The following is a 12075-nucleotide window of genomic DNA, read 5'->3' on the forward strand; positions in this document are numbered from 1 at the left end:
GCCATGGCCTTAGAAAAGTACAACGCCAAACGCGATTTTAAAAAAACTGCAGAACCTCAGGGAGTGAAAAAATCTTCAAATGGTGCCTTGCGCTTTGTGGTTCAAAAGCATGCTGCTTCACATTTGCATTATGATTTCCGGCTTGAAATTGACGGCGTTTTGGTTAGTTGGGCTGTGCCAAAAGGCCCGTCGTCAAATCCCGCTGACAAGCGATTGGCGATGCATGTTGAAGACCATCCGATGGATTATATCGATTTTGAAGGAACCATCCCAAAGGGCGAATATGGCGGCGGAACCGTGATGGTTTGGGACATTGGGACGTATCATGCAGAAGAAAATGACGCCGTTTCGAAAGACAATCTGCTGATGAAAAAACAACTCAAATCGGGTTCGATCAAAGTGGTTTTGGATGGTGGAAAGCTCCACGGATCATGGCATCTGGTTAAAATGAAAGGTGAAAACGACCAATGGCTGCTGATGAAATCCAAAGATGAATTTGCGGATAAAAAAGAATTTGACCCGAATTCCATTTTAACCGGACGCGATTTCGATGCGATTGCAAAAGGCAAAAAAGTGTGGCACCGCAATCGGGAATCTGACGAAAAAATAGTTGAGGATCCAATTTTGGGCGAAATCAAATCAGATCCAAAAAAAGCAGTGAAAAAATTAAAATCAAATGATGAATTTACTGCAGAAGATCTGGCAGATGCGAAAAAAATCTCCAAATTTCCAGACGATTGGCGGCCGCAACTCGCCACTTTAGCCGATGAAACTTTTGACAATGACGACTGGATCTTCGAAACAAAATTTGACGGTTATCGTGCATTGGCACAAATACAAAATTCTGAAGTGACGCTGCTTTCCCGAAACGGATTGCCTTTCAATTCTAAATATCCTGAAATTGCCAAAACGCTTGAATCGATTGCAAATGACCTGATTTTAGATGGCGAAATCGTGGTCGAAGATTCTAAAGGTAAAAGCCATTTTCAATGGTTGCAACATCTCGAGGAAAAGCCAAAACAAGGCCAATTAAAATTTTACGTTTTTGACATTTTATATTTTCAGGGTTACGATCTGCGGGAATTGGAATTGCTGCAGCGCAAAAAAATCCTCAAAGCCATTTTGCCAAAACTGAAAAATATCGTGTATTCAGAACATACGATTGGCAACGGAACGAAAGCATTCGCTGAGGCAGTGAAAAAAAACGGCGAAGGCATCATTGCTAAAAAATCCGACTCAAAATATTATACAGACAAACGCACTAAAGACTGGCTCAAGATCAAAACCGACAAACAACAGGAAATGGTCATTGGCGGATTTACAGAACCTCGTGGCGGACGCGTGGGCATAGGTGCATTGCTTTGCGGATATTATGACGGCTCCGAACTCAAATATTCCGGGAAAGTTGGCTCTGGTTACACCGAAACGATTTTAAAAGACCTGCGCCATAAACTTGATAAGATCGAACGGAAATCTTCCCCTTTTACAACTACTCCAAAAGAGCCCGGCGTGCATTGGGTTTCCCCAAAACTGGTAGCGCAGATTAAATTTTCTGAGTTTACCGATACGGGAAGCATGCGCCATCCGGTGTATCTCGGACTAAGATCTGATAAAAACCCGAAAGATGTGATTATGGAAACACCCAAAGTAGAAACGGAAAATGTTGCCGGAACAAAATCTGAAACCAAAAAAGCTACGACGAAAAAAGCAACAAAAAAACCGGCCGAATCTGATAAAGCGCTTTCAAAAGAATTGCCTTCAGATACCAAAGTCGAATTTACAAATCTCGATAAAATTTATTTTCCTAAAGAGAAAATCACAAAAGGTGACGTTGTTCAATATTACAATTCGGTTGCCGATTACATTTTGCCTTATTTGATTGATCGCCCCGAATCGTTGCGAAGAACGCCCGATGGTATCAATAGTGAAGGATTTTTCCAGAAAAACGTTGCAGGAACAGTTCCAAAATGGATCAAAACCCGCAAAATAAAATCCGATTCTGCCGAAACTGCCGTAGAATGGTTGCTGTGCCAGGACAAGGAAACGTTGCTGTTTTTAGCAAATTATGGCTGTATCGAAATGAATCCATGGAGCAGCCGCATTGGTTCGCTGAACAATCCCGATTACATTATTTTTGACCTCGATCCGAAAGGCGCACCAATGAAAAATATCGTAAAAACGGCGCTAAAAGTTAAAGAAATTTTAGACAGCCTCAGCGTTCCTGCATATATCAAAACTTCTGGCGGCAACGGATTGCATGTTTTTATTCCGGTCGAGCCGAAATATACCTACGAACAAACCAGGAATTTTTCACACTTGGTGAGCCAAATGGTGCACCGCGATTTGCCAGAAATCACAAGTTTAGAACGCATGCCGAACAAGCGAAAAGGCAAAGTTTATCTCGATTTTCTTCAGAATGGAAAAGGAAAAACCATGGCGAGCATTTATTCGCTGCGTCCGCGTGAAGGCGCCGGAGTTAGTACGCCGCTAGAATGGAACGAAATCAATGATGGTCTCGATCTGAAAGCGTTCAACATCAAAACCATTCCGGATAGATTGGCCGACAAAGGCGATTTATGGAAGGATTTCTTTAAAAATGCAATCAATCTTAAAGAAATCCTTTCGAAGATTTAAATTTTAGTCTTTCTCAAACAGGCTTTCGCGGTATTTTTTCCCGATGAGCAAGGTTAGTTTCAGCTTATAATCCTCAATCAGCCATTCGCGGTAATTTTTGCTGCAATGGCTTAAACACGCTGCATAACGCTTCATCCGGCTTTCGATGTCATCCTGCAATTCGCGCGCGAGTATTTTCGCATCATACAATTCTTCGGTGTTGTCCACACACATGGAAGCATGCTGGTCTAACGACTTCTCGAGCACGATCTTCGAACGCAAATTCTGAGCGATCACTTTTTTGTGCTCCTCATCCACATCAAAACTTACATCGGCAGTTTTGCTGAATTTGGCGCGCAATTCTGCCGGCATTTGGTATTTGAAATGCGTTTCAATTTCGGCATCGTCACGAAGGTTTTCAAGGTAAAATTCGGGAGATTTGAAAATGTGCTGCCAATCGACAGGTTCATTCCACAACCCAAAACGGGCGGCGTTATTTCCTAAATCAATGACTGTAAATTTATCTTTTTCGGGAAGTTTCCGCGAGCCGCGACCAATCATCTGAAAGTACAATGTCAATGATTTTGTCGCGCGGTTCAGGATAATCGTTTCCACAGTTGGCTCATCAAAACCTGTGGTTAAAATCCCGACAGAAGTTAAAATGGCATCAGGCGTTTTCTTGAACCAATGCAAAATATCCTTGCGTTCTTCAGCGCTGCTGGTATTGTCTAAATGCCTGATCTCAAAGCCTGCTTCACGAAAAGTCTCATAGACATATAAAGACGTGTTGATTCCGTTATTGAAAATCAAAGTCTTTTTTCCGAGTGATTTTTCGGTGTAAGCATGCAGCAGTTTTTCCTGCATCATCATGTTTGAGTACAGATCGTCTGAAGATTTTACCGTGTAATCGCCGTTGATTCCGACCTTTAAAGAAGTCAGTCCAACATCGTAACTGTAAGTCGTCGCTTTTGCCAGAAATCCTTTTTCGATCAATGATGAAATCGTATCGCCAACGATGAGTTCGTTGTAATTTTCATTCATCGGAAGTTTGATATTCGAACTTAAAGGTGTTGCCGTTACCCCCAAAATAAAAGCATTTTTAAAGGAGCTCAGCAATTTCCGGAACGAATTGTAATGTGCCTCATCAATGATAACCAATCCGATATTATCGAGATGCAGTTTCTCATCATTGATGCGGTTTTTTAAAGTTTCCACCATTGCCACAAAACACGAATACTCGTTTTGGTCGGGGAGTTCTTTTACCTTGCTATTGATGATTTTATTGGTCACATCAAAGCCATTCAGCATCTTTGAGGTTTGCTTACAAAGTTCGATACGGTGCGTCAGCACGACCACTTTCTTATCGTGGTGTGACAAATACCTGCGTACGATTTCGGAGAAAATTACAGTCTTTCCTCCGCCTGTGGGCAATTGGTACAAAAGATGATAATTGGGCGCGGCATTGTCGAGCCGTTCAAAAATCGCATCAATGTCGCCTTTTTGGTAACTGTAAAGTTCCTTTCTTTCTTCAACTTCTACTTCCAGTTCTTTTTGCTGCATGGTCATTTTTACAATTTTGCAAAAATACACCTAAAAAAAGGTTATCCGGCGGTTTTAAAGTTAAATTTAAAAATTAAAGTTTTTAGGCCTTGTCATATAGGTGTAATCCGAAACTTATAAATATTTTTTTAATGCTGTAAATCAATCAAAAACAGCGTCGTTTAACGATTTTAACAAAACGTTAAGAAAAGTTTGGGTCTGTGTATTTTAGAAAAAAAGTAAATTTGAAAGCCCAAAATTTACAGAAACCTTAATTTATTAACATGAAACGCTCCGGTTCAGCAGATTTGCCATTGCATTATGGACATGTACCTATGTGGCTTGCCGAGCGTATGTCTAAGCTTGGCCTTGCGATCGTAGAAACCATTGCCTCCGAATTTTCCACTTCCGAAGTCATTTCGAAATTAAGCAACCCATTCTGGTTCCAGAGTTTTGGTGCCGTCATGGGAATGGACTGGCATTCATCGGGAATTACGACTTCGGTTATGGGTGCTTTGAAAAGATCGGTAAACCCATTTTCAAATGAACTTGGCATTTACATTTGTGGCGGAAAAGGCAAACATTCGATTAATACCCCAAATGAACTTTTAACTGTTGGCGAACGCACCGGCCTGGACGGATTTGAACTCGGGAATTGCAGCAAACTTGCTGCGAAAGTCGACAATACAGCAATTCAGGACGGATTTCAATTGTACCTTCATAATTTCATCGTCAGCAATACCGGCGAATGGGCTGTGATCCAACAGGGTATGAATCCTGAAAGCAAAACCGCGCGGCGCTACCATTGGCATTCCGAAAACCTGCAGTCGTTCGTTAACGAACCGCACATCTTTATATATGGTGAAAATCAGGGCCAGATTTTAAACCTGACCGATCACAATGCTGAACCTACGCGACAGCATACGCTCGAAATCAGCAAAGAAAATCCAGATAAAATCATACGCGAAATCAGGCATTTAGTCATGCCGAACCATCACGACGTGCGCATGAAAGACGTGAACCTGAAACGCCTCGGCGCGATGCTTTATGTAACACATGAAAACCAGCCTGAGAATTTTGAGCAATTGTTATTATTGAAAGGAATGGGGCCGAGAGCTTTGCAATCCTTAGCATTGGTTAGCGAAGTTATTTACGGAACACCAACCAGATTTGAAGATCCGGCGCGTTTTTCTTTCGCTCACGGCGGAAAAGACGGACATCCATTTCCGGTTCCAACGAAGATTTATGACGAAACCATTCATACGCTTCAGCGGGCTATCCAACATGCAAAAATTGGCAACAGCGACAAATTGCAGGCGATCCAGAAATTATCTGAAATTTCAAAAAATGCCGAAAAGGATTTTATTCCGAATGCCAATTTTGAATCCTTAATACAAAAAGAACGAAACGAATCTTATAAATATGGCGGCAGGACCGTTTTTGGAAAAGCCCAATCTCCGAAAATCATTCCTGAAAGCAGCCAGCTAAAACTATTTTAACATGATTACCTACGATCATATTTCTATTCCCGAAGCCACTCAGATACAACTCGAAATGCGCGAGAAAATCGTACTGAAGCCATTTGAAAAGCGAATCCGGACGATTGCCGGAGCCGATATTTCCTTCAACAAATTTAGCAATACCGTTTTTGCCGGAATTGTAGTTTTGAGTTATCCTGAAATGGAGCTTCTTTCCTATTCACTTGTCGAAATGGAAACCATTTTTCCGTATGTTTCGGGTTATCTCGCTTTCCGTGAAGTGCCTTCTTTGCTGCGCGCCTGGGAACAATTGCCTGAAAAACCAGATGTTTTGGTATTAGACGGACAGGGCATTACGCATCCGCGAAAAATGGGGATCGCTTCGCACTTTGGCGTATTGGAAAACCAGCCTACAATTGGATGTGCCAAAAGCATGATGTTTGGAAAGTTTGACGATTTGGGATTGGAGAAAAACAGTTCGTCTGCCATTTTTGGAAAAGGGGAATTGCTGGGTTATGCATTGCGGACCAAAAATGCGGTCAAACCCATTTATATTTCTCCGGGAAATTTAATTACTGTTGAAGAAAGCCTGGAAGTCATCAGGGATTGCGTTGGGAAATACAGAATTCCAGAGCCCACGAGAGTGGCACACGACATGGTCAATTTATTCAGAACCGGAAAACTTGAAACAGGATATCATTTGCACGAAAGAATACAGGAAACGCTTTTCTAGTAAATTAAGCAGCTTGAATTTCCGGTTTTACCTTAACAGATTCTGTGATTTTAATGGAAATATCGATTCCGCTGATTTGTTTCTCATGGTTTAAAATTACATTTTCAAAATGGATGACATTTTTCCTGTTTTGAAGTTCGGCAATAAAATAATCGGTGTAATCGTCTATTTTATATTCGAGGAAAGTAATTCCTGTGATTTTGATATTGATCACAGCGGTGTTTTGTGCGGTAACTTTATTACTTTGAAAGTACGAACCGGGATTGCTTCCAAGGTATAATTTGGTGTAATATCCAAACCTGAGCAATTCGGTAATTACCTTTCTCATGATACTGCTATTATTCTGGTAATCACGAAAAATAAGCAGGTGTGACACGTTAGGTATCATGACACATAAAGTTAGACTGTCCCGTTCTACATTTTCCAGCAGCATATATGAATTGTTTTATCATTCAAACTTCTGCAAAATAACGTTAAAGCGCGTTACATTATTTTATATGTATTTGATATGATTTCAATAAAACAAATACAAATAACTAAAAATCAGTCTATTAACGAAACTATTCTCTCAAAATCATATTCGTTTTCCCATCGTTGAATTTGTACATTCTTATAAATTGAAATGAGGCGTTCTTTAAAATCCGGAACTATTCCGTGGGCAATGCAAAAATTAACAGCCTGATCAAAGGCGTTTTGAATGCTCTTAAAAAATGATGCATATTTCATATCGCGTTTTGCAGAATAGCGCTGTGCTGTTTCGATTGTAAACAACATTAAATCGGCGATCGCAAATGCATCAACGCCTAAAATCAGAAAATGCTTGATGAATTTCTGTGCGACAGAACGCCGCAGTTTTGGACGTTTGCTTTTAATCGGGAAGTATTCATTCGCGATTTTAACTTTGGCTTCATTGACGAGTTTATCTTCTTTTGGGTTGAATACAAAATCATAATAGGTTTTGACTTCACCGAATTTATCATACAATTCCGTAAATTGCTCTTCGAGTTGCTCCTTGGTCATCGAAGCCAGGTATTTCTTTAAATCGCGCTTGCTCATAAATTAAAAATATTGGCAAAAGTAAGTTTGTTTTGCAGATTAAACCGATGGGTTTGCCTAATTTTGCAGCGCTAAAACTGTTGCCTTTTAAAATCTAAAAATACAAATTATAATGCTCAGAATTTTTAAAATCGTCGCTTTGCTTGAAGGTGTTTCTTATCTGGCTTTGTTTTCAAACATGCTTTTGATCAAACCAAACCACATTGAACTTTACAAAATGCTTCTTTTTCCTATCGGAATGGCGCACGGAATTTTATTCATCAGCTACATTATTTTAGCGATTATGCTGAAGATCGAACTAAACTGGGACTGGAAAAAATTCGGTTTCATCTGCCTGGCTTCGATATTGCCTTTCGGAACATTTTACATGGAATATAAATATTTTAAAAATGCATAAACTCCTGGTGAAAATATTTGGCTGGTGTTATCCGCTACTGCGAAAATTGCAGCTTGGCGACACGCTTTCCTCCTATTTGAGCCTTGTGGTGAATATTGTTATTTTGTGTTTTTTGTCGTATTGGATCTATATTATTTTCCGATTCATACTGGTCACTTTAATGGCCGTGATCGCGAAAAAGACCAAAACCAAATTCGATGACTTATTGGTTACGAATAAAACGGCAAAGTACATTGCCCATTTAATTCCGCTGCTGTTTATTTACAAAACCGTTCCTATCATTCTCGATGCTTATGTATACTGGGAAACGGTTTTCGGAAAACTCGTTGGCATTTACATCGTTTTATTGATTTTATGGATCACGCGAACGATTTTCAATTCCCTGCGCGATTATTTAAAGCAAAAGCCCGAATACAGCGACAAGCCGATCGACAGTTACATTCAGGTCATTATGATCGTGTTGTGGATGCTGGGGATTTTCGTGATTATTTCGGAATTGTTCAACATTAAACCAAATACATTATTTGCGACTTTCGGAGCAGTTTCGGCATTGATCATTTTGATTTTTCGCGATACAATTCTCGGATTTGTAGCGAGCGTTCAGGTTTCGTTAAACGATATGGTCAGGATTGGCGACTGGATTACCTTTGACAAATTTGGTGCCGATGGCGATGTGATCGAAATCAATCTTGCAACGGTGAAAGTGCGGAATTTTGACAATACAACCACGACAATTCCAACTTACAGCCTCATTTCTGATTCGTTCCGAAACTGGCGCGGCATGCTCAATTCTGACGGAAGGCGCATCAAACGTCACATTCTGATCAAGGCAAAAAGCATCCGTTTTTTAAACGAACAAGAATTGCAAAACCTGAAGAAAATCCAGTTAATCTCCGATTATATTGACACGCGCCAGCTTGAGATCGACAAATTTAATGAGGCCAATGCGATCGATAAATCCATTCCTATTAACGGTAGAAATTTGACAAATTTTGGCTTGTTCCGAAAATACATTACGCAATACCTTCAGAATTATCCGAGCTTAAATAAAGACATGATTTTGCTTTGCCGCCAATTACAGCCTACGCCTCAGGGCATTCCGCTCGAAATTTATACGTTTACAAAAGACAAGCGTTTCGAGAATTATGAATACATCATGGCTGATATTTTCGACCACGTTTTCGCTGCGATTCCGTATTTTGACCTTGAAATTTTCGAATTGCCATCAGAAGGAAACGGCGTTGGCGCAAGTGCTAACCCATAGCTGAAACTTCGGTTTTTCCATGCTGAAAAGGCTTTCCGTTGACGTCAAGGCAAACCATTGTAATACTATCGATCGTAATGATCGTGGCCCGCGTCATAATATTTCGGACTTCACATTTTAAAGTAATCGATGTATTTCCGAATTTAATCACTTCCATTCCGATTTCAATGATATCGCCTTGTTCTGCCGAACTTCTGAAATTGATTTCAGACATGTGTTTCGTTACCACACGGTAATTTTCAAGCTGGATGATCGAATACAAAGCCACTTCTTCATCGATCCAGGCGAGCAATTTTCCGCCGAACAACGTTCCGTTTGGATTTAAATCTTCGGGTTTGACCCATTTTCTGGTCTGGAATTTCATTTGGCATTTATTTTAGACAGCGCAAAATTAATGATTTCATCGTGATCGAACGCCAGTTTTGGCAAATCATTGAGCGAAAACCATTTCGCATCGAAGGCATCATCGGCGGCAACGGCAACAGCATTTTCATCCGCGAAAGCGAAAAAAACAACCGAAACCATGTGTCCGCGCGGATCGCGATGCGGCTTCCCGAAAGCTTTCAACTGAGTCGCTGATGAAATCTGGATTCCGGTTTCTTCCGACAATTCGCGCAAAGCGGCAGTTTCAAGGTCTTCATTTTCATCGACAAATCCGCCAGGCAAGGCCCAGAAATTCTGAAACGGTTCTTTTTTTCGTTGGATGAGCAATAATTGCTGGCTGTTTTCGGTGCTTTTTATCAGAACGACATCTACGGTCACGAATATTTTGGAGATTCTCATTTGATGTTAATTAATTTTTAAGTTTGCTGCCAGTTATGTAAATCTAAGGCATTTATCAATCTATGTGTGGATTTTTAAATCTAAACTATTATATTTGCACTGTTTAAATATAAAAATTTTATCAGTTTTACTGTATAAATAACCTAACTCATATGAAAAAAAGTTTACTCTTGTTGTCTTTTACACTGTTGGCTTATGCCAATGGTATCGCGCAGGTAGCTGATAAAAAAGAAAATTCAAAAGAAGCTAACGATGCTGTTATTCAGGAAGATACGTACAACAAATGGACGATTGAACTGAATATTGGACAAAGCAAAGGAACACGCCCATATACAACCGGATATTATTCAAGCAACCCGAATTCTGTACTTGGATCTGTAAAACCAAATTATTACAATATTGGCGTACGTTATATGTTTAGCCCGAAATTTGGCGTTAAACTTGACGGAAGTTATGATAATTTTAAAAATAATACGGATACCGACAGCAAACCTTTTGAAGTGGATCAAATCCGCGTAGGACTTCAGGGTGTCGTAAATGCCGCAAGGCTTTTCGGCATTCAGGAGCAAATCGGAAGATTCGGATTGCTGGTACACGCCGGTTTCCAATATGCAAGCGTAACACCAAAACTTGATTCGGGAATTGACCCTATCGGCGGGCCTTCGAACTATGAGTTTACTGAAAATAACTTCGGTGTCATGTTTGGTATTTCTCCGGAATTCAGAATTACAAAAAGAATTTCCATCATTGCAGACTTTAGTACCGTTGCCAATTTCAGACAGCATTTTGCCTGGGACGGACACTATTCTGAACAAGACAATAACTTAGCCGGACAACTGATCATGGGCTCTGTAGGACTTACCTATTCATTCGGACAGGAAAAACTTCATGGAGACTGGGCCATCATCGAAGACAAAAGGATTGAAGAACTTGACGCTCTTGACAAAAGGATCGGTGAGTTAGAAACCATGATGAACGATGCGGATAAAGACGGTGTTCCTGATTATCTTGACGTAGAAAACAATTCTATTCCGGGTGTAGCAGTTGATACTAAAGGTAGAATGGTTGACATCAATAAAAATGGTATTCCAGACGAATTGGAGAAATACATGGCCAACAATTTTGTTGACAAATCACAAGCAGCTCAATCTAACGTAGAAATGGTGAAAAAACTCATCAATGACGGTTATGTAACGACTTACTTCGATTTCAACAAAACCAAGCCTACAAATGTTTCTACAGAAGGAATTGACTTTATGTTGACGTATTTAAGAAACAATCCTGATGCTTCTATCGAGATCATCGGCAATGCAGATGAAATTGGAAAAACACCTGCTAACGATAAATTGGCGTTGCAAAGAGCAAACAGCGTGAAAGACATCTTGGTGAAAGCAGGAATTGCTCCTACAAGATTGAACGTGATTTCTAAAGGGGAAGACACTTCGGTAGACAAAGATTCTGCTGGAGCAAGAAAACTGGTAAGACGCGTTACTTTCAGGGTGAAATAGTTAACAACCCGCTTTTAATAACTAAATGAAACCTCTGTTTTTTTAACAGAGGTTTTTTTTATCTTTAAAAGAAAAACATGGAAAGAGATTCATTTATCAGCCAGCTCCGCGGAGAAACAATCGGAACGATTACTACGCAGACTTCATCCGAAGAAATTTTCCAGAACCAAACCCTACGCCCGATCTTAAAACTGCAGAACGATTTTTTTGTTGCCGTTTTTGAAAACCAGATCGGTAAGCACAAAAATGATTTCTACAAACTCTCCGTCGAAAAGAAACTGCATTACATCGAAAATGTGATCCAGAAAGACATCAAATTCAGAAATGCATTAAAAGGAATGATCATTGGTATGTTTACACTTGAGGAATATGCCGACTACATTACCAATTCTTCCAGCCTGAACAAACGCATGATGAACATGCTCATAGAGCGCTTAAAAAGCCAGGTACAGCTGTTTGAATTGCAGGAATGAAAGAAGGTTGTTGCCTTCTTTTTTTCGTGTGGAATTAAATCTGATTAAAATAATTGTATTTCAACCGATTTTTGAGCAATGTCAACACTTTCCAACGACATTTTTATTTTATTTTTTTGCTAAAATTTTAATGAATTGATGATTTTGATGCCTGAATTATAATTTCGTTAATATATCATTGTTATAACAGATATTCTTATAAATATTCGCCAAAACTCCAATAAAATAAGG

General features: G+C 39.8%; 12 protein-coding genes. 7 read left to right on the forward strand and 5 right to left on the reverse strand.

All coding sequences use genetic code 11. From position 1 onward, the window contains the following. Positions 1–3 precede the first annotated feature (3 nt). Positions 4–2634, forward strand: coding sequence for a DNA ligase D (gene ligD / locus BLS32_RS13450; RefSeq protein WP_091396816.1), 2631 nt, complete (start codon positions 4–6; stop codon positions 2632–2634). A 3-nt stretch (positions 2635–2637) separates the two neighbouring features. On the opposite strand, the gene BLS32_RS13455 is transcribed toward ligD, so the two are convergent. Further along, positions 2638–4173, reverse strand: a complete 1536-nt coding sequence (locus tag BLS32_RS13455; protein WP_170227584.1) for a DEAD/DEAH box helicase — start codon at positions 4171–4173, stop codon at positions 2638–2640. A 263-nt stretch (positions 4174–4436) separates the two neighbouring features. Between BLS32_RS13455 and BLS32_RS13460 the strand changes: the two genes are divergently transcribed. Next, positions 4437–5651: a DUF763 domain-containing protein gene (locus BLS32_RS13460; RefSeq protein WP_091396820.1), complete on the forward strand. Its 1215-nt coding sequence runs from the start codon at positions 4437–4439 to the stop codon at positions 5649–5651. Position 5652: 1 nt separating this feature from the next. After that, positions 5653–6363 (forward strand): deoxyribonuclease V, encoded by a 711-nt coding sequence (nfi, locus tag BLS32_RS13465; protein ID WP_174799817.1) that lies wholly within the window; start codon positions 5653–5655, stop codon positions 6361–6363. A 4-nt stretch (positions 6364–6367) separates the two neighbouring features. On the opposite strand, the gene BLS32_RS13470 is transcribed toward nfi, so the two are convergent. Further along, entirely contained in the window at positions 6368–6691 is a 324-nt protein-coding gene (locus BLS32_RS13470; RefSeq protein ID WP_091396823.1) for a hypothetical protein, read from the reverse strand. A 215-nt stretch (positions 6692–6906) separates the two neighbouring features. Next, positions 6907–7419: a DUF6155 family protein gene (locus tag BLS32_RS13475; protein WP_091396826.1), complete on the reverse strand. Its 513-nt coding sequence runs from the start codon at positions 7417–7419 to the stop codon at positions 6907–6909. Between the two features lie 112 nt (positions 7420–7531). Between BLS32_RS13475 and BLS32_RS13480 the strand changes: the two genes are divergently transcribed. Together BLS32_RS13480 and BLS32_RS13485 are read left to right on the forward strand one after the other, a co-directional pair. Further along, the gene (locus BLS32_RS13480; protein ID WP_091396829.1) at positions 7532–7816 is read left to right on the forward strand and encodes a DUF3817 domain-containing protein; all 285 of its coding nucleotides are present in this window, start codon (positions 7532–7534) and stop codon (positions 7814–7816) included. Further along, the gene (locus BLS32_RS13485) at positions 7809–9080 is read left to right on the forward strand and encodes a mechanosensitive ion channel family protein (protein WP_091396832.1); all 1272 of its coding nucleotides are present in this window, start codon (positions 7809–7811) and stop codon (positions 9078–9080) included. Before BLS32_RS13480 ends, BLS32_RS13485 begins: the two co-directional genes overlap by 8 nt. Here BLS32_RS13485 and BLS32_RS13490 read toward each other — a convergent pair. Next, entirely contained in the window at positions 9070–9444 is a 375-nt protein-coding gene (locus BLS32_RS13490; protein WP_091396834.1) for an acyl-CoA thioesterase, read from the reverse strand. The genes BLS32_RS13485 and BLS32_RS13490 overlap by 11 nt on opposite strands. Continuing rightward, positions 9441–9863 carry an NUDIX domain-containing protein gene (locus BLS32_RS13495; protein ID WP_091396836.1) on the reverse strand — a complete coding sequence of 141 codons (423 nt, stop codon included), beginning with the start codon at positions 9861–9863 and terminating at the stop codon, positions 9441–9443. Before BLS32_RS13495 ends, BLS32_RS13490 begins: the two co-directional genes overlap by 4 nt. A gap of 152 nt (positions 9864–10015) precedes the next feature. Between BLS32_RS13495 and BLS32_RS13500 the strand changes: the two genes are divergently transcribed. Then, on the forward strand, positions 10016–11371 hold the full coding sequence (locus BLS32_RS13500; protein ID WP_091396839.1) for an OmpA family protein: 1356 nt from the start codon (positions 10016–10018) through the stop codon (positions 11369–11371). 77 nt (positions 11372–11448) lie between these two features. Then, positions 11449–11844, forward strand: coding sequence for a glyoxalase (locus tag BLS32_RS13505; protein WP_091396841.1), 396 nt, complete (start codon positions 11449–11451; stop codon positions 11842–11844). Positions 11845–12075: the final 231 nt, after the last annotated feature.

The sequence above is a fragment of the Flavobacterium noncentrifugens genome, from assembly GCF_900100375.1.
In the GTDB taxonomy this organism is placed as follows: domain Bacteria; phylum Bacteroidota; class Bacteroidia; order Flavobacteriales; family Flavobacteriaceae; genus Flavobacterium; species Flavobacterium noncentrifugens.

Excerpts from the sequence above, each read along its gene's own strand:
- ligD (WP_091396816.1), top strand. The coding sequence starts at position 4 with ATGGCCTTAGAAAAGTACAACGCCAAACGCGATTTTAAAAAAACTGCA.
- BLS32_RS13455 (WP_170227584.1), bottom strand. The coding sequence starts at position 4,173 with ATGCAGCAAAAAGAACTGGAAGTAGAAGTTGAAGAAAGAAAGGAACTT.
- BLS32_RS13460 (WP_091396820.1), top strand. The coding sequence starts at position 4,437 with ATGAAACGCTCCGGTTCAGCAGATTTGCCATTGCATTATGGACATGTA.
- nfi (WP_174799817.1), top strand. The coding sequence starts at position 5,653 with ATGATTACCTACGATCATATTTCTATTCCCGAAGCCACTCAGATACAA.
- BLS32_RS13470 (WP_091396823.1), bottom strand. The coding sequence starts at position 6,691 with ATGAGAAAGGTAATTACCGAATTGCTCAGGTTTGGATATTACACCAAA.
- BLS32_RS13475 (WP_091396826.1), bottom strand. The coding sequence starts at position 7,419 with ATGAGCAAGCGCGATTTAAAGAAATACCTGGCTTCGATGACCAAGGAG.
- BLS32_RS13480 (WP_091396829.1), top strand. The coding sequence starts at position 7,532 with ATGCTCAGAATTTTTAAAATCGTCGCTTTGCTTGAAGGTGTTTCTTAT.
- BLS32_RS13485 (WP_091396832.1), top strand. The coding sequence starts at position 7,809 with ATGCATAAACTCCTGGTGAAAATATTTGGCTGGTGTTATCCGCTACTG.
- BLS32_RS13490 (WP_091396834.1), bottom strand. The coding sequence starts at position 9,444 with ATGAAATTCCAGACCAGAAAATGGGTCAAACCCGAAGATTTAAATCCA.
- BLS32_RS13495 (WP_091396836.1), bottom strand. The coding sequence starts at position 9,863 with ATGAGAATCTCCAAAATATTCGTGACCGTAGATGTCGTTCTGATAAAA.
- BLS32_RS13500 (WP_091396839.1), top strand. The coding sequence starts at position 10,016 with ATGAAAAAAAGTTTACTCTTGTTGTCTTTTACACTGTTGGCTTATGCC.
- BLS32_RS13505 (WP_091396841.1), top strand. The coding sequence starts at position 11,449 with ATGGAAAGAGATTCATTTATCAGCCAGCTCCGCGGAGAAACAATCGGA.